Source organism: Phaeovulum molybdatiresistens (assembly GCF_023544865.1).
Classification (GTDB): Bacteria; Pseudomonadota; Alphaproteobacteria; order Rhodobacterales; family Rhodobacteraceae; genus Pontitalea.
The window spans coordinates 125,381-145,279 of the sequence record NZ_JAMJFX010000003.1 but is presented as its reverse complement, the minus strand read 5'-3'; the positions used below and the strand labels follow the sequence as shown (position 1 = coordinate 145,279).

Below are 19,899 nucleotides of genomic sequence, written 5' to 3'. Positions count from 1 at the left end.
TAGCTGTTGCATCGAAGGAGAGTTCCATGCCCAATCCCACCGCCGCCATCCTTGTGATCGGGGATGAAATCCTGACCGGCCGCACCCGCGAGGGCAACGCCCATTACCTGGCGGGCGAGCTTGCCCGCGCCGGAATCGACCTGCGGGAAATCCGCGTCGTGGGCGATGATCACCCAACCATCGTTGCGGCGGTCAAGGCGCTGTCGGCGGCGCATGATCATCTGTTCACCTCGGGCGGGATCGGGCCCACGCATGACGACATCACCGCCGATGCCGTCGCCGATGCCTTTGGTGTGACCATCGGCGTGCGCGAAGATGCCCGCGCCATCCTTGCCGCGCATTACGCCGCCCGCCAGCTGGACTTCAACGAAGCCCGGCTGCGCATGGCGCGCATCCCCGAAGGCGCCACCCTGATCGAAAACCCGGTTTCCGCCGCGCCGGGCTTCAGCATCGGCAATTGCCATGTGATGGCGGGGGTGCCCAACATCTTTCAGGCGATGGTCGCCTCGGTCCTGCCGCAGCTGACGGGCGGCGCACCGCTTGTCACCCACAGCCTGCGCGTCATGCGCCCCGAGGCGGCGTTGGCCGACGGCCTCGGCGATCTGGCGCGCGACATGCCCGATCTGTCCTTTGGATCCTATCCCTTCGTGATCGATGGGGCCTATGGCACCAATCTTGTGGTGCGCGGCACCGATCCCGCCCGCGTCGGCGAGGGGTTCGCCCGGCTGCAGGCCGCCTTCCCGGATGGCCACTGACATGACACCCCCCGATCCGATCTTTGCCGCGATCGACGCCACCTGGCCCGCGGCCAGCATCGTCCACGCAGGCGGCTTTGCCGTGCGCGAAGGCCGTGGCGGCGGCGGTCGGGTCAGCGCGGCAAGCCTTGACGGGCCCTTCGATCAGGCCGACATCGCCGCCGCCGAGGCGGCGCATCGCGCCTTCGGCCAGCTGCCGCGCTTCATGATCCGGCCCGGCGAAGACCCGCTTGATGCGGCGCTGGCCGCACGGGGCTACGGCGTCGTCGACCCGGTGGCGGCCTATGCGATCCCGGTGGCGCAGTTGGCGGGCCCGGTCCCCCCGATCACCGCCTTCGCGATCTGGCCGCCGCTGCAGATCACCCGCGACCTGTGGACCGAATCCGGGATCGGGGCGGAACGCCAGGCGGTCATGGACCGCGTGTCCCCCCCCAAGACCGCAATCCTGGGCCGCACCGAGGACCGCTGCGCGGGGGCGGCCTTCGTCGCGCTGCACCAGAAAACCGCAATGGTCCACGCCCTGGCGATCCTGCCGGATCTGCGCCGCCGGGGCCTTGCGCGCCACATGATGACCGAGGCCGCGAACTGGGCGCAAGAGGCCGGGGCCGATACACTGGCGCTGGTCGTCACCCGCGCCAATGTGGCCGCGAACGCGCTTTACCGCAGCCTGGGGATGACCCAGACCGCTGCCTATCATTACCGCATCGCACCCGCAGAGGCGGCGGAATGATCCGCCGCCTGGCGCTGGGATCGGCCTTGGCCGCCTTGCCGGGGATTGCCCTGGCCTTTGCCCCCGGCCTGCCGACGGGCGCGGTGGAAACCGCCGCCACCACCAGCGCGGCGGCAAGCTATGACCTGGCCCTTGGCCCCTGGACCGAAACCGGCTTTGACCGGCGCCGGCTGGAAGGTCCGCGCAGCGACCGCGCCTGGCGCATCCCGTCAAGCAGCCTGACAACGCTGCAGATCCTGGCCCCCCTGCGCGACCAGATCCTTGCCGCGGGCTACAGTCTATTGTTCGAATGCGAGACGGACGGCTGCGGCGGATTTGACTTCCGCTATGAAACCGACACGCTGCCCGAACCCGCAATGCATGTTGATCTGGGGGATTTCCGGTTTCTGTCGGCCCGGCGCGGCGCGGATCATCTGGCGGTTCTGGTCAGCCGGTCCAGCGAATCGGGGTTCATCCAGATCACCGAGATCACTGACGGGCCCATCCGCGCCCCGCAGCCCGCCACCGCCCAGGACACCGCGCCCACCCCCGCGGCGCCCGAAAGCGACCTAGCCGCCGCGCTGGAAACGCAAGGCCGGGCCGTGCTGGAGGATCTGCAGTTTGACAGCGGGTCCACGACGCTTGGGCCGGATCGGCGCGCCTCGCTTGCGGCGCTGGCCGCCTATCTGGCGGCGCATCGGGATGCGCAGGTCGCCTTGGTCGGCCATACCGATACCGAGGGCGGCCTGGCCGCAAACATCGCCCTGTCACAGCGCCGGGCCGAGGCGGTGCGAAATGCGTTGATCGCGGATTACGGCGTGACGCCGGGGCAGGTTTCGGCCGAAGGCGCGGGCTGGCTTGCCCCGCGTGCCACGAACATGACGCCCGAAGGCCGCCTGCGTAACCGGCGGGTCGAGGCGGTTCTGACAACCGCCCCGCAATCCACCGCCGGAACCGACTAACGCGCTACCAGTTGTCCGGCCCCTTGTCCGCGAAGGTCTGCGCCAGAAAATCGATGAAGGCGCGCACCTTCGGCTGGGTGAACCGGCCCGGCGGATAGACGGCAAAGATCCCCAGGGTTTCCATCGGCAGGCCCGGGATCGCCTCCTCGACCAGCCCCTTGCGCATCGCATCGGCATACAGGAACGAGGGCAGATAAGCGATGCCCAGCCCCGAAATCGCGGCATGCAACAGCGATTGACCGTCATTTACCGTCAGCCAGCCGTTGGACCGCACCTGACGGCGTTCGCCCGAAGGCGCGGTGATTTTCCAGACATTGCCATTGGACTGGCTGGAATAGTGCAGCAGCTTGTGATCGTTCAGATCGTCGATCTTGAGCGGGCGGCCATAGCGCTGAAAGTAGGACGGCGCGCCGATCATCCGGCGCGATGTTTCGGTCAGCTTGCGGGCACGCAATGTGCTGTCTTCCAGATCGCCCACCCGGATCGCCATGTCGAACCCTTCCGAGATCAGTTCGACATAGCGGTTGTTCAGCACCATGTTCACGGTGATTTCGGGATATTCCTGCAGGAAATCCCCAAGGATCGGCGACAGCAGATTGACGCCGAAATCGGTGGCCACCGAGATTCGCAACAGGCCCGAGGGCGCGGTCTGCATCGCGGTGACCAACGCATCGGCCTCACCCGCATCATTGAGCACCCGGCGCGCACGGTCGTAATAGGCCAGCCCGATTTCCGTGGGCGAAACCCGGCGCGTGGTGCGGTTGAGAAGGCGCGCACCCAGACGCGCCTCAAGCGCAGAGACGTGCTTGGACACGGCCGACTTTGAAATGCCCATCTTTCGGGCGGCGTCGGTGAACCCGCCCTGATCCACTACGGTGGCGAAGGCTTCCATTTCTGTCAGGCGATCCATTGTGCGACCTTCGACAACATTGAGCAGCTTGATCCGGTATCGGGTCGAATTCGGGCGCAAATGGGGCCACGGACGGACAAGATGTTGGAAAAAGCCCCAAAGGTCAGTCGGGGGGATCCGCGGCGCAAGGGGGGCTCTGCCCCCCGGCCTTGCGCCCCCCCCCCCGAGGTATTTCGCGCAAGATGAAAACATGACGCCGCGTTTGGCGTGACTTGAGGCGGCGCGCGGCGCAGATTGGCGCGAGGAACAGGCCAAGGGGGAGGGTCGCATGAGCCGCTATCCGCAGATGCTTTCACCGCTCGATCTGGGGCATGTCGTGCTGCCGAACCGGGTTCTGATGGGGTCGATGCACACGGGTCTTGAAGAGACTGGCGATTGGAACCGGGTGGCCGAATTCTATGCCGCGCGCGCACGGGGCGGGGTCGCGCTGATGGTGACTGGGGGGATGGCGCCGAACCGTGAGGGGGGCGTTTTTCCCGGCGCGGCGGGGCTTTTCACGCCCGAGGACATCGCCAACCACCGCCGCGTCACGGACCGGGTGCATGGCGCGGGTGGGCGGATCGCGATGCAGATCCTGCATGCGGGGCGCTATGCCTACGGGCCGGACTGCGTGTCCGCCTCGGCGGTGAAGTCGCCGATTTCGCCTTTTGCGCCGCAGGAACTGGATGAGGCGGGGATTGAAAAGCAGATTTCCGACATCGTGACCGCCGCCGCCCGCGCGCGTGAGGCGGGCTATGACGGGGTCGAGGTGATGGGGTCCGAGGGCTATTTCCTGAATCAGTTTCTGGTGCGCCACGTCAACCGCCGCACCGACCGTTGGGGCGGTGCCTATGAAAACCGCATGCGCCTGCCCGTCGAGGTGGTGCGCCGGGTTCGGGCCGCGGTGGGGCCAGATTTCATCGTCATCTATCGCATTTCGCTGATCGACCTTGTTCCGGATGGTTCGACCTGGGATGAGGTGGTGCAACTGGCCCGCGCGATCCAGGCGGCGGGGGCCAGCATGCTGAACACCGGCATCGGCTGGCATGAGGCGCGGGTTCCCACCATCGCCACATCTGTGCCGCGCGCGGCCTTTACCTGGCTGACCGCGCGGCTGCGGCCGGAGGTGTCGATACCGGTGATCGCGTCAAACCGGATCAACATGCCCGAGGTGGCCGAGGCGGTTCTGGCCCAGGGGCAGGCGGACATGGTGTCGATGGCGCGGCCCTTCCTGGCCGATCCCGATTTCGTGGCCAAGGCCGCCGCCGGACGCGCGGCCGAGATTGCGCCCTGCATCGCCTGCAATCAGGCCTGCCTGGACCATACATTCTCGGGCAAGATTTCAACCTGTCTGGTGACCCCCCGCGCCGCGCATGAGACCGAGTTGCAGATTGAACCGGCGGCCGTTCCCAAATCGATCGGCATCGTCGGGGCCGGGCCCGCCGGGCTTGCCGCGGCGATCACCGCCGCACAGCGCGGGCACAGGGTCACCCTGTTCGACCGCGCGGCCCAGATTGGCGGGCAGCTGACACTGGCACGCGAAATCCCGGGGAAAGAGGAATTCCGGGGGCTGACCGACTGGTTCGCCACAATGATCGGGCAAAGCGGGGTCAACCTGCGGCTGAACACCGAGGCGACGGTTGCGGAACTTGCCGGGTTTGACGAGGTCATCATCGCCACCGGGGTCACCCCGCGCGACCCCGCGATCCCCGTTGAGGGCGGTCAGGCGGTGTCCTATGTCGACATCCTGAACGGCACCGTCACGGCCGGGCCGCGGGTGGCCATTGTCGGCGCGGGGGGCATCGGCTTTGACGTGGCCGAATTCCTGACGCAACGCGGCACAAGCCCCACGCTGCACCCCGCGGACTGGATGCGCGAATGGGGTGTGGGCGATCCGGCCAGCAGCCCCGGGGGGCTGGCCCCCGCGCAGCCCGAGCCGCCCGCCCGGGCCGTGACGCTGTTGCAGCGCAAGCCGGAAAAACCCGGGCGCAGGCTGGGCAAGACCACGGGCTGGATCCACCGCGCGGCGCTGGCGGCAAAGGGGGTCAGGATGATCGGTGGCGTGAATTACGAACGCATCACCGCCGAAGGGCTGCACATCACATTCGGCGCTGCGCGGGAAAACCCGACCGTGATTGTGGCGGATACCGTCGTGCTGTGTGCGGGCCAGCAATCCGACCGCAGCTTGGCCGATCAGCTGATTGCCGCGGGACGCAAGCCACATGTGATCGGCGGTGCCGATGTCGCCGCCGAGCTGGATGCGAAGCGCGCCATCGATCAGGGGACGCGCCTGGCCGCGGGGCTGTAACCGGGCGCGATCAGGTGCCCGTTTCGGCGCAGTGGCGGCGGAACGCGCGCTTGAGCATGTCAAGTTCCGCCCGCAGCAGATCCAGTTCCGCGCGGATGTCATCATCCAGCGGGACGCCCGCGATGATGGTGAAGTGGCCTATCCGGTCCCCCGATCCGGCATCGCGGACCACGAAGGTCTGCACACCGTCGTGCAACAGCTCTGCCGGGATCGGCAGGGTCAGGCGCCAGCGCCCGTCCGGTTGCGCATCGACCGTCAGCCCCGGCAGAACCTGATCAAGATGCACCACCTCGGGTGCGGGGGGGGCACCGGCGGCGATGATCCCTTCCCAATGGCCCGCGCGGATTCGCGACAGTTCCAGCTTCATGCCTGCCCCCTATATGCCCGCGCGCGGCCGACGCGAGACGGTCAGATCGTGGATCACGATCCGGTTCATCTGCGGCCCGTCAAAGACAAGGTCGATCCAGGCCCGTTCGACGCGCTTTTCATTCAGTTTCGTGTAGGCCAGGTCGAATTCCACCGCGGTTTCCCCTTGTCGGTGCGGCAGGGTGCGCACCAGATGTTCGGTATTCGGCCCGTGTTTCACATTCAGCCGACAATAGATTTCCAGCGGGCGTTCCATTTCGACCGGCAGGTCCAGCCGGATCAGATGGTCGCGCCGAAGCCCCCGGACCGCCGCTTCGGGCAGATCGATCGCCAGCGACAGGAACGACCCGTCAAAGCGAAACACATCCAGCCCCAGGCAGAAAGCCGCAACCTGATCGGGATCGGCCCTGCGGACCTGGCGCAAGACCAGTTCCGAGGTCGGGCAGTCATGAAACAGCGTCGCATGGCCGCCCAACATCGCGCGGTTGACGGCCGGGGCCAGACCGGCGGGATGCACCGGCCCCGACCACAGATCCCCGCGCCAGGCCCATTCGGTGCCCAACGGGCGCGCGATTCCGTCATGGCCCGGCAATGGCTGCGCCAGCCGCCCCTCGGCCACATGCAGCAGGCGGTTCAGTTCGCGCCGCAGGGCGCGGGCCTCGGCGCGCAGCATCCGCAGGTCGGAAAAATCCAACGCCTCTGCAATGCGCGCAGCGCGCGACCAGCGCGCCAGGGCGTGGCGCTGTGCCAGACGGTCAAGGAGAGAGGCCGGTTTCTTGGTCATCTTTACGCGAAACACCCGCATTTTTGCCGGAGTGAACCACTTACCCGTAATCATTTCGTTTCGCACGGACCAATCCGCGCGATTTTTTACACTCAGCCCGCGTTGTTCGCGCGGATCGTCGCGGCGAACTGTTCCAGCAGGGCGCGTTGCGCCGCATCGCTGATCGGCCGGTCCTTCAGCGGCAGCACCGAAAGCGACAGGATGCGCCCGCCGATTCCGGTGATCGCGCGCCAATAGGTCTCGCTGACCGGCGCCCCGCCCATCGGGGCACTGTCCGACAGGCGGATCAGCAAAAGGCTTCCTTCGGTGCGGATATCCAGAACCTCGACGGTCTCGGCCCGGCCCGCCCGGCTTAGCGCGGCGCGCCCGGCAGGCGAGCGGAAGAACTGCCGCATCTGATCGAACCGGCCTTCCAGACCGGCCCCGCCCGCGCCCATGCTGACCGCCGCACTTAACACCGCGGGATAGTCGGGGCGCGCATCGGACGGGTCACGCGACAGCGCTGCGCAATTGCCAAACAGCACGAAAGCGGCCGCGCCCTGGTTGCGCAACGAACGATTGTCGACGCAAAAGCCGCGCGGGGCGGCCAGCACCAGGGTGCCATCGGCCACAGCCACGCTGCGCGGCGCGGGGCCCGCCGTGGGGGCCACGCACCCCGCCAGCGCCGCAAGTGCCAGGGCCGGGGCAATGCGCCCGGCCCTGCGCCGCAGGTTACTGATCCATGTAGACATGGGTTTCGGCCTTGGCGCCCGGATGGGTCACCGCCCCAAAGCGGGTCGGCCCGACAAGACGGGCATATTTCCACAGCGCGCCCGAAGCATAATCGGTGGCGCGGGGTCCCTTCCAATCGGCCTTGCGCGCGGTCAGTTCCTCATCCGACAGCGCGACCGAGATTTCGCCCTTGATCGCGTCGATGGTGATCATGTCGCCATCCTTCAAAAGTGCGATCGGCCCGCCATGCGCCGCCTCGGGGCCGACGTGACCCACGCAGAACCCGCGCGTCGCGCCCGAGAAACGCCCGTCAGTGATCAACGCGACCTTCTTGCCCATGCCCTGACCCGACAGCGCGGCGGTGGTGGACAGCATTTCCCGCATGCCGGGGCCGCCGGCGGGGCCCTCATTGCGGATCACGATCACGTCGCCTTCCTTGTAGGTGCGCGCCTGAACGGCGGCAAAGGCCTCTTCCTCGCATTCGAAGACGCGGGCGGGGCCGGTGAAGACCTGCTGTTCGGGCGCCATGCCGGCCACCTTCACGATCGCGCCATCGGGGGCCAGGTTGCCTTTCAGGCCCACAACACCGCCCGTGGCCGAGATCGGGGTTTCCACCGGATAGATCACGCGGCCATCGGCCTCGCGGGTGATCAGGTCCAGTTCTTCGCCCATGGTCTTGCCGCTGGCGGTGATGCAATCTTCATGGATCAGGCCCGCCTTGCGCAGTTCCTTCATCACGACCGGCACGCCGCCCACCTCGAACAGGTCCTTGGCGACGTAATCGCCACCCGGACGCAGGTTCACAAAATAGGGCGTGTCGCGGAAGATGTCGCAGACGTCGAACAGGTCAAAGTCGATCCCGGCCTCATTCGCGATCGCGGGCAGGTGCAGGCCGGCGTTGGTCGAACCGCCCGTGCAGGCCACCACGCGGGCCGCGTTTTCCAGCGCCTTGCGGGTGACGATGTCGCGCGCGCGGATGTTCTTTTCGATCAGGTGCATGACCGCCACGCCCGAGGCATCGCCATACTGATCCCGGCTTTCATAAGGCGCGGGCGCGCCCGAGGAATTCATCAGCGCCAGACCGATCGCCTCGGACACGCAGGCCATCGTGTTGGCGGTATACTGCCCGCCGCAGGCCCCGGCCGAGGGGCAGGCGACACGTTCCAGGATCGCCAGTTCCGCATCGGTCATGTTGCCGGCGGCATGCTGGCCCACGGCCTCGAACACGTCCTGCACCACGACGTCCTTGCCGTTCAGCTTGCCCGGCAGGATCGACCCGCCATAGATGAAGACCGACGGCACGTTCAGCCGCACCATCGCCATCATCATCCCCGGCAGCGACTTGTCACAGCCCGCAAGACCGACCAGCGCGTCATAGCAATGGCCGCGCATCGTCAGTTCGACCGTATCCGCGATCGCATCGCGCGAGGCGAGCGAGGACCGCATGCCTTCGTGCCCCATGGCGATACCGTCGGTCACGGTGATGGTGGTGAATTCGCGCGGCGTGCCGCCGCCCTTCTTCACGCCCATCTTCACCGCCTGCGCCTGACGGTTCAGCGCGATGTTGCAGGGTGCAGCCTCATTCCAGCAGGTGGCGACGCCGACCCAGGGCTGGTGGATTTCTTCCTCGGTGATGCCCATCGCGTAGAAATAGGACCGATGCGGGGCGCGTTCGGGCCCTTCGGTCACATGCCGGCTGGGAAGTTTCGACTTGTCGAAACGGCTGTTCTGCATGGGTCATCCTCCCGGAATTGGCTGGCTATGGCATAAAGCGCGCGGGCTGGCGGGGCAAGGCGGTTTGGCGCGTCAGAGCGGCACGATGGGCCCGGCGGCGGCGCGCGCATCCTCGGGGTCATGGGTGACCAGAAGCGCGGGGATCGCCTCGGCGCGGATGTGGTCCAGCACGAAGGCGCGGATCTCGGCGCGCAGCGCGGCATCAAGGCGCGAGAACGGCTCATCCAGCAAGATCGCCCGGGGCCGCGCCAGAAGCGTGCGCATCAGCGCGGCCCGCGCCCGCTGCCCGCCCGACAGCGTGGCCGGGTCGCGCCGCGCCATGCCCGACAGGCCCGCCCGGTCCAGCGCCTGTTCCACGGCGGCGCGGCGGGCGGTGCGGCCGCGCACCTGCGCGGACAGGCCAAAGGCCAGGTTGTCGCCCACCGACAGATGCGGGAACAGGTGGGCATCCTGAAACAGCACCCCCACCCGTCGCGCCTCGGCCGGCAGGGGCAGCAGGTCGCGCCCGTCCAGCGTCACCCGGCCCGTCGCGCGAAAGCCCCGCCCCAGATGCCCGCCGATCAGATCCAGCAGCGTGGACTTGCCCACCCCCGACGGCCCCATCACCGCCGCCACCACACCGGGCGGCACCGTCAGGCTTAGGGGCGCAAACAGCGGTGCGCTGGCACCGGGCGCGGTCACGGTCACATCCTGCAAGATCAGCGTCATCGGATCAGCCCCCCGGTCAGGCCCGCGCGGTTGCGCTGCACCAGTGCGGGCAGGGTGATCGCCGCGCCAAAGGCCAGCAGCGGCAGCGCGCCCTGCAACACCGCATAGACCGCCGCGACCCGCCGGTCCGAGGCCGAGGACAGCGCCACCGCCTCGGTCGTCAGGGTCACCACACGGCCCCCGCCCAGAAACAGCGTCGGCAGATATTGCGCGACCGACACGGCAAAACCGATCGCCGCAGCCGTCAGGATCGGGCGCAGCAGGATCGGCAGCTTGACCCCCGCCAGCCGCCGCGCCGGCCCCGCGCCAAGGCTGGCGGCGGACCGGATCAGCCCCGCATCCAGCGCGCGCCACGGCCCCGCAAGGGCCAGCAGCACATAGGGAAAGACGAACAGCAGGTGCGCCCAGACCACCGCCGCGAAGCCGGGCGGCAGGCCCGCGCGCAGGAAGGCCACGTTCACCCCATGCAGGAACGCGATCTGCGGCACCAGAAGCGGCAAGGCGACCAGCGCCGCCAGCGGCGTGCGACGGCCCAGTCGGTCCTCGGCCTCAAGCCAGGCGATGGCCAGCGCCAGCGCCAGCGCCGCCGCCACCAGCCCAAGCCCCAGCGTCACCAGCGCATCGCCGCCCCAGCCCTGCCCCGGCGCGGCCCAGATCCGCAGCGACCAGCTTTCGGGCAGGGCCTGCGGAAAGCGCCAGCGCCACGCAAGCGACCAGATTGCCAGCACCGACAGTGATCCGACCGCCAGCACCAGACCGGTCCCCCCGCCGACGGCCGCTATCGCCCATACCGGGCCCGCGCCCCCGCGCCCGCCCCGGCGCAGCCAAAGCCTGCCCGCCACGGCCAATGCCCGCTCGGCCAGCCACCACGAGGCCACGCCGCCCGCGACGATCCCCGCCTGCAACATCGCCAGGGCCGAGGCTGGCAGGATCATCGCCGGATCAGGCGCCGAAAAGCCGCGCAGGATCGCCACGGCCAGCGTTGGCGGATGCGACGGACCAAGGATCAAGGCCATGTCCACCACCGACATCGAAAACGCCAGCACCACGAAAACCGGCAGCCGGATCAGCGGGTAAAGCTGCGGCACGATCACCTTGGCCCAGACCGCGCCCGCGCCATAGCCCAGCGCCCGGCCCGCCGCCATCTGCGCCGCCACCGGCACCCGCGACAGCGCCGCCACGATCACCAGCAACAGGAACGGCACCTCTTTCATCATCAGCCCCAGGATCAGCGCAAACCCCCAGGGGTCGCCGACGGTCGCCAGATCGGGCGGCTGCGTCCAGCCCAAAGGGCCGCTTAGGCCCCGCGCGATCCAGCCGGAAGGCGCGATCAGAAAGGCCAGCCCGATCGCCAATGCCGCATGCGGCACCGCCAGCAGCGGCGAAAGCCAGCGCAGAACACCGGGATGCCGCGCGGTCCAAAGGCCCAGCGCCAGCGCCAGCGCCAAGGATGCCGCCGCGGCCCCGAACCCGGTCACCAGCGTCAGCCGCAAACTGGTGGCGACCCCCGGCAAAGCCATGGCCTGACGCCAGGGATCAAGACCCGGTTCGCGCGCGCCGATCGCCGGCAACCAGCCGAAGGCGGCCGCCAGCGTCACCGCCAGCCCCGCCAGGATCGGCCCGCCGATCCCCAGCACCACCAGCCCGCGGATGACGCGCGCGCCGATCATTTCGTATAGCGCGCGGCCCAATCCGCCGTCAGTCGGGTCATCCAGGCCGGGTGCGGCTCGGCCAGGGTCGGGCCCAGATCCTCCAGGGTCGGCAGGGCGGGCGCGGTCGGCAGCGCGTCAAAGGCCGCGCGCGCCGCCCCGTCCAGCCGGGCCGGATCAAGGACCGAGAACGAGCCCAGCACGGTGATGTCCTGCATCCGCGCCTGGGTCGCGGGTTCCAGCAGGAAATCGGCGACGACCTTGGCGCCTTCTTTATGCGCGGCGTTGTAGGGGATCGCGACGAAGGACACGTTGCCAAGGCTGCCGCCCTTCGGGACAAAAACGCGCGCGGTTTCCGGCAGCAGCCCCTGTTCGATCATCGAGGCGGCGGCGGCCGGATCAAAGAACATCGCGATATCGACCTCGCCATCGTTCAGCATCTGGGCCTGCACCGATTCATTCTCGGGGAAGCTTTCGCCCGCGCGCCACAGATGCGGGCGCAGCGCGTCATACCAGGCCCACAGCGGCGCTGTGGCGGCGGAATAGCTTTCCTCGGTCGGTTCGGATTGCAGCACCGCCGGATCGAGCGCCAGTTCAACCAGCGCCTGTTTCAGGAAGGTTGCGCCCATGAAATTCGCGGGGTTTGGATGCGTCATCCGCCCCGGATGGGCCGTGGCCAAACCGACGAAATCCGCCATCGTTTCGGGCGGATCGACGCGGGCGCTGTCATGGACAAAGACGAATTTCGCCAACCGCCAGGGCGATTCCATCCCCTCGACCGGCACGGTGAAATCAAGGCTGGCCGGGGCGCCCGCGGACAGGTCCACGAACCGCGCATTTGGAAGGTCTGCGACGAAGGGACCATGCAGCAGCCCCGCCTGTTGCATCGCCAGAAAGTTCGGCCCATTGATCCAGATGAGGTCGACCGAGCCGCCCGTATCCTTGCCCGCCGCCTTTTCCGCAATCACGCGCGACACGGCCTCGGCGGTGTCGGTCAGTTTTACCTGTTCAACCTTCACGCCGTACCGCGCCTCGGTCTGCTGGCCCACCCAGGCGATGAAGTCATTGGTGCGCTGATCCCCGCCCCAGGCGTTGAAATAGATGGTCTGGCCGCGCGCGGCATCCAGCGTGGCCTGCCAGTCGGCAAGGGCGGGGGTGGCGGCGGTCAGGGCAAGGGCGGTCAGCAACAGACGCATCGGTCATCCTTTGTCGGCAAAAGCCCGCCAGCCCATATGCCAGCGGGTCAGGGTGGTCACCGCGCAGGCGGCGGAAAAGACATAGGCCAGAACCGGGAAGCCCCCGGGCCACAGGCAGGCGGCGGCGAAAAAGGCGATGGTCTCGGCCCCCTCGGTCAGACCGCCCAGGTAATAAATGCCCTTGGCCGGGTAGGCATCGGTCCGCAGGCGGCGCTTGGCGGCGATGCTGGCAAAGGCCAGAAAGCTGGAGCCAGTGCCGACGAAGGCCGCGATCAGAACCGCCGCAGGCAGGGCGTTGGCGGCAGGATCGGCCAGCGCAAAGCCCAAAGGCACCAGCGCGTAGAACACGAAATCAAGCGCGATATCCAGAAAGGCGCCGCGATCAGTCGGCCCGGTGATCCGCGCCACCGCGCCATCCAGCCCGTCGGCCAGCCGGTTCAGCGCGATGAAGGCCAGCGCCGCGCCAAAGGCGCCCGCCGTCAGGGCCACCACCGCGCCAAGGCCCAGCACGAACCCCGCAATGGTGATCTGGTCGGCCTGCACCCCCAAACCCACCAGCGCGCGGGCCGGGGGATGCAGCAGGCGGCGCTGCAGGGGCAAAAGCGCGGCGTCGATCATCCGCGTCTCCAGCCGTGGAACCGCGCCAGAACCGCCAGCGCGCGCGGGGCCACATGCGCCCGGCGCCAGTTGCCGGCGACGAATTTGTTCGCCTCGGCCAGGGTCGGGTAGATGTGGATCGTGGACAGGATCCGGCCCAGCCCCAGCCCCTGTTTCATCGCCAGAACGAATTCCGCCAACAGATCCCCCGCATGTTCGCCCACGATGGTCACGCCCAGAATCCGGTCCTTGCCGGGCGGGGTCAACACCTTGACAAAGCCGCGCGCCGTGCTGTCGGCAATCGCGCGGTCAAGATCGTCGATGCCGTAGCGGGTGACCTCAAAGGGGATGCCCCGGTCGCGGGCCTCGTCCTCGGTCAGGCCGACGCGGGCAACCTCGGGGTCGGTGAAAACGGCTGCGGGGATCACCCGGTAATCGGCCTTGATCCGCCAGAAGGGCGCAAACAGCCCGTTCACCGCGGCGAACCACGCCTGATGCGCCGCAGCATGGGTCAGTTGAAACGGCCCCGCCGCATCGCCGGCGGCGTAGATGTTGGGGAAAACGGTTTCCAGATAGTCGTTCGTCTCGATCACGCGGGTGGTGGGGATGCCCAGATCCTCCAGCCCGTAGCCCTGCAACCGCGCGGCGCGGCCCACGGCCACGATCACCTCGTCAAACTCGACCCGCTGACCGCCGTCCAGATCGACCCATTTGCCGACCTGCGCACCAAAGGCCAGCGCCCGGTGGCCGGTCAGCACCTGCACCCCATCCGCCACCAGCGACGCGCGGACCAGTTCGGCGGCCTCGGCATCGTCGCGCGGCAGCAGGCGGGGGCCCTGTTCCACCAGCGTCACCTGTGACCCCAGCCGCTGGAACGCCTGCGCCAATTCGCAGCCGATCGGCCCGCCGCCCAGCAGCAACAGCTGCGCGGGCGGGGTGTCACGGTCGGCCAGTCGGTCCCACAACGTGTCCGAGGTCAGCGGCCCAACATCCGCCAGCCCCGGCAGATCGGGGATCACCGGCGCGGCCCCGGTCGCCAGCACGATCGCCCGCGCCGTCAGACGCTGTGCCCCGGCCTCGCCGGTCACCTCGACCGTCCAGGGATCGATCAGCCGGGCGTGGCCCTGCAGCACCTCAACCCCCAGCCCCTCATAGCGTTCGACACTGTCATGCGGCGCGATGTCGGCAATCACCTGCCGCACCCGCGCCATCACGGCGCGGAACGACACGCCCGGATCGGCGGGCGTCAGGCCAAAGCGGTCGGCATGGCGCATCTGATGCGCGACCTTGGCCGAGCGGATCAGCCCCTTGGACGGCACGCAGCCATAGTTCAGGCAATCGCCGCCCATCTTGTGCGCCTCAATCAACGTGACGCGTGCCTTGGCGGCCGCCGCGACATAGGCCGTGACCAGCCCCGCCGCACCTGCCCCGATCACGATCAGGTTGCGGTCGAACCGCGCCGGACGCGTGTAGCCGCGATAGGCGCGCCTGCGCCGCAAAACGCCCAACAGCAGCCGCGCCAGCCACGGAAACACCGCCAGCGCCGCAAAAGCACCCAGAACGGGGGCCGAGATCACGCCCGACAGGCTGTCAATCCGCCCCAGCTGCGTGCCCGCGTTGGTATAGACCGCCGTGCCCGGCAGCATCCCCAACTGGCTGACCCAATAGAACCGCCGCGCAGGCATCGCGGTCAGGCCCATCAGCAGGTTCAGCGCAAAGAACGGCACCACCGGGATCAGCCGAAGCGAGAACAGGTAGAACGCCCCGTCGCGTTCCAGCCCCTGTTCCACCGCCTTGGCGCGCGCGCCCAGCCGCGCCATCACCCAGTCGCGCAACAAAAACCGCGCCGCCAGAAAGGCCAGCGTCGCCCCCAGCGTCGAGGCGAAGGACACCAGCACCAGCCCGCCCCAGAACCCGAACACCGCCCCCGCCGCCAACGTCATCCAGACCGCAAAGGGCAGCGACAGCGCCGTGACCGTGACATAGGCGGCAAAGAACAGCGCCGCAAAGGCGGCGGGATGCGCCGCGCGCCAGCCTTCAGCGTGGGCCAGCGCGGCGCGCAGGCCATCCAGATCGGCGGGCACCCCGCCGCTGGCCCAGATCAGACCCAGCACCCCCAGCGCCAGCGCCGCAAAGATCACCGGTTTGCGCATCGTTTTCCCTTGCCGCCCATCGCTTCGGGCGGCGATACGCGCCCGCCCCCCTCAATTGGCGCAAGCGGGCCGAATGTCACCCAAAAAATCCGCACGCCCCGGCATAAGGCGGAAAAAGCGCAGTCCGCGCCAGCCACCCTTTCGCCGGGCGCGGGGTTTTGGCAATCTGGCGGCGCGGGGCTGCAAGGGGGCGGGCATGTTTCTTCTTGGACTGGATGGCGGTGGCACCGGATGCCGCGCGGCGCTGGCCGATGCGACAGGCCGCGTGATCGCCCGCGCCAGCGCAGGCCCGGCAAATATCGTCACCGATCCGCAGGGCGCGCGCGCCGCGATCCTTGCTGCTGCCGGGGCGGTGATGCAAGGCCATTGCCCCCCCGATCAGGTCTGCGCCGTACTGGGCCTTGCGGGCGCGAATTTCCCCGAGGCCGCCGCGCGCATTGCGCAAGGTCTGCCCTTTGCCCGTGTGCAGGTGGTACAGGATGTGCAGATCGCGGTGGCCGGCGCCCTGGGGGATGACGATGGCATCCTTGCCGCAATGGGCACCGGGTCGGTCTTTGCGGTGCGGCGCGCCGGCGCGCTGCGGGTGATCGGCGGCTGGGGGCTGGTCTTGGGCGACGAGGGGTCGGGCGCGTGGATCGGGCGGGCGCTGATGGCGCGGGCGCTACGGGGATTGGACGGCTTTGTGCCGCTGACGCCGCTGTTGCGGCGGTTACTGGATGACCACGGCGGCGGCGCGGGGCTAGCCGCCTTTGCCCAATCCGCACGCCCGGCGGATTTCGCCGCCCTTGCGCCGCTTGTCACCGGCAGCGACGACCCCGCCGCGATCGCGGTTCTGGGCGCCGCCACGGCCGAGGTCGCCGCCGCCATCGGCCTTTTGCAGCAGGGCGGCGCGCTGCCCGTTACCTTCACCGGCGGCCTTGGCCCGGCCTACGCCACCCGCCTGCGCGACCGCTGGCAGATTCGCCCCGCCCTGGGCGACAACATGGACGGCGCGTTGCACATGGCCCGCCGGTTGGCCGCGACATGACCCAGATTCTGACCGGCGCCGCCCTGTTCGACGGCACGACAATCCGCCCCGGCCTTGCCCTGGCGATCGAGGGCGACCGGATTGCCGCCATCCTGACCGAGGCCGAGGCACCCGCAGGCGCGATTGACCTGAACGGCGGGGTGCTGGCGCCGGGGCTGATCGACCTGCAGGTGAATGGCGGCGACGGGATCTTGCTTGATGGTAGCGCGACCGTGGACACCCTCGCCCGGATCTGCGCGGCCCACGCGCGGCTGGGCGTGACGGGCATCTTGCCCACGCTGATCACCGACACACCGCAGGCCACCGCCGCCGTGATCCGGGCCGGAATCGCCGCTGCAAAGGCGCGCGTGCCGGGGTTCCTTGGCCTGCATCTAGAAGGCCCGCATCTGGACCCGCGCCGCCACGGCGCGCATGACCCGGCCCTGATCCGCCCGATGACCGAGGATGACCTTGCCGCGCTGATCGCCGCCGCCCGCGCCCTGCCCGCGCTGATGGTGACGCTGGCCCCGGCCTCGGCCCGGCCGGATCAGATCGCGGCCCTGCGCGCGGCGGGGGCGGTGGTCAGCCTGGGCCATGCCGATTGCACCCTGGCCGAGGCCGCCGCCGCCCATGCCGCGGGCGCCACCTGCGTCACGCATCTCTTCAACGCGATGAGCGCGCTTGGCAGCCGCGAGCCGGGCCTTGTCGGCGCGGCCCTGTCGCTGCCACTGGCCTGCGGCCTGATCGCCGATGGCGTGCATGTGCATCCCGAAACCATCCGCCTGGCGCTGGCCGCCAAACGCGCGGGCGCGGTGTTCCTGGTTTCCGACGCGATGGCCGTGGCGGGCACAGACCTGACCGAGTTCCATCTGGGCCACCGCCGCATACTGCGCCGCGACGGCCGGCTGACGCTGGAGGATGGCACACTGGCCGGGGCGGACCTGAGCCTGCCGCAGGCGGTGCGCTTCATGATCGAACAGGTGGGCGTCGCGCCCGAACGCGCGCTGGCGATGGCCACGCGCATTCCGGCGCAGGTGATCGGGGCCGACCGGGGCCGTATCGCCCCCGGCCTGCCCGCCGATCTGGTGCATTTCGATGCCGACTGGAACCTGACCCGCGTCTGGCAGGCGGGCGCGCCGGTTCAGGCGAACTGATCGACCCGGTAGCCCTGGATATACAGCAGCGCCGTCAGGTCGCCGTGGTTGATGCGGATGTCGCATTGCGCCGCGACCGCGGGCTTGGCATGCAGCGCCACCCCGGCGCCCGCCATGCCCAGCATGCCAAGGTCATTCGCGCCATCGCCCACCGCCATCACCTGATCGTGGGTGATGCCAAGGCGCGCCGAAACCTCGGTCAGTGCCTGCATCTTGGCCTCGCGCCCCAGGATCGGGCGGGCAACCTCGCCGGTCAGATGGCCGTCCGCGACCAAAAGCGTGTTGGCGCGGGCCTCGTCAAAGCCCAGCGTGCCCGCGACATGGCCGGTAAAAGCCGTGAACCCGCCCGACACCAGAACCGTATAGGCGCCATTGGCCTTCATCGTCGCCAACAGTTCACGCCCGCCGGGCATGAAGGTGATGCGTTCCGCGATGACCTGCCCGATCACCGATTGCGGCAGACCTTTCAGCAGGCCCACGCGTTCGGTGAGCGCGCCTTCAAAATCCAGCTCGCCATTCATCGCGCGGGCGGTGATGTCCTTGACCCGGTCGCCCACGCCCGCGACATCGGCCAGTTCATCAATGCATTCCTGCTGGATCATCGTGCTGTCCATATCGGCCAGCAGCATCCGCTTTTGCCGCCCCTCGGCGGGCTGGATCACCAGGTCGACACCCAGCCTCTGCAGGCCTTCCCAAACCTGCCAGCGGTTCGCGGGCACCTCGGGCAGTTCAAATTCCGCCGCAACCCCGGGGTTGAGCCATTCCGCCGCCCCGCCCGCCCAGGCATCGCGCAGCGATTCGACCGTCACCCGGTCGAGATTGGCTTTTTCGGGGGCACTAAGAAGGGTTGCGATGAACATGGGGGCCTTCCGGTCTGGGGCGATGTCGTCTTTGGCGTCAGATGCGGCGCATTATCGCAATTTTCCATCTTGTGCCAGAGCAGGCGCAGGCGTATTTCCAGCGGCGGGACACCTCTCCCCAACGAGGGGCGTTTATCTGGAAGGATACCATGACCGATCACATGATCCCGGCTGCGCGGCCGGCCAATCCGCGTTTTTCTTCGGGCCCCTGCGCGAAGATCCCTGGCTTCTCTCTCGACATGCTTGCTGATGCGCCGCTGGGCCGGTCGCACCGCGCAGCCGTCGGCAAGGCCAAGCTGAAAGAGGCCATCGACCTGACCCGCGAAATTCTGGGCGTGCCGGCGGATTACCGCATCGGCATCGTGCCGGGTTCGGACACGGGCGCCGTGGAAATGGCGATGTGGTCGCTGCTGGGCGCGCGCGGCGTGGAAATGCTGGCTTGGGAATCCTTCGGCGAAGGCTGGGTCACCGACGTGGTCAAGCAGCTCAAGCTCGACGCGACCGTGAAAAAGGCCCCTTATGGCGAGATCGTGGATTTCGCCACCGTCGATTTCGACAAGGACGTGGTCTTCACCTGGAACGGCACCACCTCGGGCGTGCGCCTGCCGAATGGCGACGCGATCCCCGCGAACCGCGCGGGCCTGACCATCTGTGACGCGACCTCGGCCGCGTTTGCGATGGACCTGCCGTGGGACAAACTGGATGTGGTCACTTTCTCGTGGCAGAAGGTGCTGGGCGGCGAAGGCGCGCACGGGATCCTGATCCTGTCGCCGCGCGCGGTGGAACGTCTGGAAAGCTATACCCCCGCCTGGCCGATGCCCAAGATCTTCCGCATGACCAAGGGCGGCAAGCTGATCGAAGGCATCTTTGTCGGCGAAACGATCAACACCCCCTCGATGATGGCGGTTGAGGATTATCTTGTCGCGCTGAAATGGGCCAAATCCGTCGGCGGGCTGAAGGGCCTGATCGCCCGGGCCGAGGCGAACGCCAAGGTCGTGTGGGATTTCTGCGCCGCCAAACCCTGGATCGCGAACCTCGCGGTCGATCCGGCAACGGCCTCGACCACCTCGGTCTGCCTCAAGTTCACCGACGACCGGATCAAGGACGCCGCCGCTTTTGCCAAGGCCGTCGCCAAGCGGCTGGAAAAAGAAGGCGTTGCGCTGGATGTTGGTGCCTATCGCGACGCGCCCGCGGGTCTGCGGATCTGGTGCGGCTCGACCGTCGAAACGGCGGATGTCGCGGCGCTGATGCCCTGGCTTGAATGGGCCTTCGAGGCCGAGATCGCCGCGCAGGCCTGATCTGGACCCGGCAGGGCGGCCCCGCCGCCCGCCTTCCCCACCCCATTTGATAGGAGCCCG

At 68.5% G+C, this 19,899-nt stretch carries 18 protein-coding genes; 7 read left to right on the top strand and 11 right to left on the bottom strand.

What is annotated here, in order from left to right:
- Positions 1-26: 26 nt before the first annotated feature.
- From MXB90_RS04120 to MXB90_RS04110, 3 genes are read left to right on the top strand one after another with little or no spacing between them, the layout of a single operon-like run.
- The gene (locus MXB90_RS04120; protein ID WP_250041403.1) at positions 27-755 is read left to right on the top strand and encodes a competence/damage-inducible protein A; all 729 of its coding nucleotides are present in this window, start codon (positions 27-29) and stop codon (positions 753-755) included.
- A 1-nt stretch (position 756) separates the two neighbouring features.
- Positions 757-1,485: a GNAT family N-acetyltransferase gene (locus MXB90_RS04115; RefSeq protein ID WP_250041400.1), complete on the top strand. Its 729-nt coding sequence runs from the start codon at positions 757-759 to the stop codon at positions 1,483-1,485.
- A complete protein-coding gene (locus MXB90_RS04110) occupies positions 1,482-2,426 on the top strand; it encodes an OmpA family protein (protein WP_250041397.1) in 945 nt (314 codons plus the stop codon). The genes MXB90_RS04115 and MXB90_RS04110 overlap by 4 nt, the downstream gene beginning before the upstream one ends.
- A 4-nt stretch (positions 2,427-2,430) precedes the next feature.
- On the opposite strand, the gene MXB90_RS04105 is transcribed toward MXB90_RS04110, so the two are convergent.
- Positions 2,431-3,336, bottom strand: coding sequence for a LysR family transcriptional regulator (locus MXB90_RS04105; protein ID WP_250041394.1), 906 nt, complete (start codon positions 3,334-3,336; stop codon positions 2,431-2,433).
- Positions 3,337-3,604: 268 nt separating this feature from the next.
- Here MXB90_RS04105 and MXB90_RS04100 point away from each other — a divergent pair, with 268 nt between their 5' ends.
- Positions 3,605-5,623 carry an NADPH-dependent 2,4-dienoyl-CoA reductase gene (locus tag MXB90_RS04100; RefSeq protein ID WP_250041392.1) on the top strand — a complete coding sequence of 673 codons (2,019 nt, stop codon included), beginning with the start codon at positions 3,605-3,607 and terminating at the stop codon, positions 5,621-5,623.
- Positions 5,624-5,633: 10 nt separating this feature from the next.
- Here the strand turns inward: MXB90_RS04100 and MXB90_RS04095 are convergent, their stop codons facing one another.
- From MXB90_RS04095 to MXB90_RS04055, 9 genes are all read right to left on the bottom strand, one after another.
- Positions 5,634-5,990 carry a hypothetical protein gene (locus MXB90_RS04095; protein ID WP_250041391.1) on the bottom strand — a complete coding sequence of 119 codons (357 nt, stop codon included), beginning with the start codon at positions 5,988-5,990 and terminating at the stop codon, positions 5,634-5,636.
- A 9-nt stretch (positions 5,991-5,999) separates the two neighbouring features.
- Entirely contained in the window at positions 6,000-6,773 is a 774-nt protein-coding gene (locus MXB90_RS04090) for a DUF6478 family protein (protein ID WP_250041390.1), read from the bottom strand.
- Positions 6,774-6,865: 92 nt separating this feature from the next.
- Entirely contained in the window at positions 6,866-7,504 is a 639-nt protein-coding gene (locus MXB90_RS04085) for a hypothetical protein (RefSeq protein WP_250041389.1), read from the bottom strand.
- Positions 7,485-9,218 carry a dihydroxy-acid dehydratase gene (gene ilvD / locus MXB90_RS04080; protein ID WP_250041388.1) on the bottom strand — a complete coding sequence of 578 codons (1,734 nt, stop codon included), beginning with the start codon at positions 9,216-9,218 and terminating at the stop codon, positions 7,485-7,487. Before ilvD ends, MXB90_RS04085 begins: the two co-directional genes overlap by 20 nt.
- 72 nt (positions 9,219-9,290) lie before the next feature.
- The gene (locus MXB90_RS04075) at positions 9,291-9,926 is read right to left on the bottom strand and encodes an ATP-binding cassette domain-containing protein (RefSeq protein WP_250041385.1); all 636 of its coding nucleotides are present in this window, start codon (positions 9,924-9,926) and stop codon (positions 9,291-9,293) included.
- Positions 9,923-11,596 carry an ABC transporter permease gene (locus tag MXB90_RS04070; RefSeq protein WP_250041383.1) on the bottom strand — a complete coding sequence of 558 codons (1,674 nt, stop codon included), beginning with the start codon at positions 11,594-11,596 and terminating at the stop codon, positions 9,923-9,925. The genes MXB90_RS04075 and MXB90_RS04070 overlap by 4 nt, the downstream gene beginning before the upstream one ends.
- Positions 11,593-12,771 (bottom strand): ABC transporter substrate-binding protein, encoded by a 1,179-nt coding sequence (locus MXB90_RS04065; protein WP_250041374.1) that lies wholly within the window; start codon positions 12,769-12,771, stop codon positions 11,593-11,595. The genes MXB90_RS04070 and MXB90_RS04065 overlap by 4 nt, the downstream gene beginning before the upstream one ends.
- Positions 12,772-12,774: 3 nt before the next feature.
- Entirely contained in the window at positions 12,775-13,389 is a 615-nt protein-coding gene (locus MXB90_RS04060; RefSeq protein WP_250041372.1) for a CDP-alcohol phosphatidyltransferase family protein, read from the bottom strand.
- On the bottom strand, positions 13,386-15,521 hold the full coding sequence (locus MXB90_RS04055; RefSeq protein ID WP_250041370.1) for an FAD-dependent oxidoreductase: 2,136 nt from the start codon (positions 15,519-15,521) through the stop codon (positions 13,386-13,388). Before MXB90_RS04055 ends, MXB90_RS04060 begins: the two co-directional genes overlap by 4 nt.
- Positions 15,522-15,717: 196 nt before the next feature.
- Here MXB90_RS04055 and MXB90_RS04050 point away from each other — a divergent pair, with 196 nt between their 5' ends.
- Both MXB90_RS04050 and nagA read left to right on the top strand, forming a co-directional pair.
- Positions 15,718-16,548 (top strand): glucosamine kinase nucleotide-binding domain-containing protein, encoded by an 831-nt coding sequence (locus MXB90_RS04050; protein ID WP_250041368.1) that lies wholly within the window; start codon positions 15,718-15,720, stop codon positions 16,546-16,548.
- Positions 16,545-17,681, top strand: coding sequence for an N-acetylglucosamine-6-phosphate deacetylase (gene nagA, locus MXB90_RS04045; RefSeq protein WP_250041366.1), 1,137 nt, complete (start codon positions 16,545-16,547; stop codon positions 17,679-17,681). Before MXB90_RS04050 ends, nagA begins: the two co-directional genes overlap by 4 nt.
- On the opposite strand, the gene serB is transcribed toward nagA, so the two are convergent.
- The gene (gene serB / locus MXB90_RS04040) at positions 17,669-18,541 is read right to left on the bottom strand and encodes a phosphoserine phosphatase SerB (RefSeq protein WP_250041356.1); all 873 of its coding nucleotides are present in this window, start codon (positions 18,539-18,541) and stop codon (positions 17,669-17,671) included. The genes nagA and serB overlap by 13 nt on opposite strands.
- A 149-nt stretch (positions 18,542-18,690) precedes the next feature.
- On the opposite strand from serB, the gene MXB90_RS04035 reads away from it, so the two are divergent.
- Positions 18,691-19,839, top strand: a complete 1,149-nt coding sequence (locus MXB90_RS04035) for a phosphoserine transaminase (protein ID WP_250041354.1) — start codon at positions 18,691-18,693, stop codon at positions 19,837-19,839.
- Positions 19,840-19,899 lie beyond the last annotated feature (60 nt).

Excerpts from the sequence above, each read along its gene's own strand:
- MXB90_RS04055 (WP_250041370.1), bottom strand. The coding sequence starts at position 15,521 with ATGCGCAAACCGGTGATCTTTGCGGCGCTGGCGCTGGGGGTGCTGGGT.
- serB (WP_250041356.1), bottom strand. The coding sequence starts at position 18,541 with ATGTTCATCGCAACCCTTCTTAGTGCCCCCGAAAAAGCCAATCTCGAC.
- MXB90_RS04035 (WP_250041354.1), top strand. The coding sequence starts at position 18,691 with ATGACCGATCACATGATCCCGGCTGCGCGGCCGGCCAATCCGCGTTTT.
- MXB90_RS04060 (WP_250041372.1), bottom strand. The coding sequence starts at position 13,389 with ATGATCGACGCCGCGCTTTTGCCCCTGCAGCGCCGCCTGCTGCATCCC.
- ilvD (WP_250041388.1), bottom strand. The coding sequence starts at position 9,218 with ATGCAGAACAGCCGTTTCGACAAGTCGAAACTTCCCAGCCGGCATGTG.
- MXB90_RS04100 (WP_250041392.1), top strand. The coding sequence starts at position 3,605 with ATGAGCCGCTATCCGCAGATGCTTTCACCGCTCGATCTGGGGCATGTC.
- MXB90_RS04105 (WP_250041394.1), bottom strand. The coding sequence starts at position 3,336 with ATGGATCGCCTGACAGAAATGGAAGCCTTCGCCACCGTAGTGGATCAG.
- MXB90_RS04090 (WP_250041390.1), bottom strand. The coding sequence starts at position 6,773 with ATGACCAAGAAACCGGCCTCTCTCCTTGACCGTCTGGCACAGCGCCAC.
- MXB90_RS04085 (WP_250041389.1), bottom strand. The coding sequence starts at position 7,504 with ATGTCTACATGGATCAGTAACCTGCGGCGCAGGGCCGGGCGCATTGCC.
- MXB90_RS04110 (WP_250041397.1), top strand. The coding sequence starts at position 1,482 with ATGATCCGCCGCCTGGCGCTGGGATCGGCCTTGGCCGCCTTGCCGGGG.
- MXB90_RS04120 (WP_250041403.1), top strand. The coding sequence starts at position 27 with ATGCCCAATCCCACCGCCGCCATCCTTGTGATCGGGGATGAAATCCTG.
- MXB90_RS04050 (WP_250041368.1), top strand. The coding sequence starts at position 15,718 with ATGTTTCTTCTTGGACTGGATGGCGGTGGCACCGGATGCCGCGCGGCG.
- MXB90_RS04065 (WP_250041374.1), bottom strand. The coding sequence starts at position 12,771 with ATGCGTCTGTTGCTGACCGCCCTTGCCCTGACCGCCGCCACCCCCGCC.
- MXB90_RS04115 (WP_250041400.1), top strand. The coding sequence starts at position 757 with ATGACACCCCCCGATCCGATCTTTGCCGCGATCGACGCCACCTGGCCC.
- MXB90_RS04075 (WP_250041385.1), bottom strand. The coding sequence starts at position 9,926 with ATGACGCTGATCTTGCAGGATGTGACCGTGACCGCGCCCGGTGCCAGC.
- nagA (WP_250041366.1), top strand. The coding sequence starts at position 16,545 with ATGACCCAGATTCTGACCGGCGCCGCCCTGTTCGACGGCACGACAATC.
- MXB90_RS04070 (WP_250041383.1), bottom strand. The coding sequence starts at position 11,596 with ATGATCGGCGCGCGCGTCATCCGCGGGCTGGTGGTGCTGGGGATCGGC.
- MXB90_RS04095 (WP_250041391.1), bottom strand. The coding sequence starts at position 5,990 with ATGAAGCTGGAACTGTCGCGAATCCGCGCGGGCCATTGGGAAGGGATC.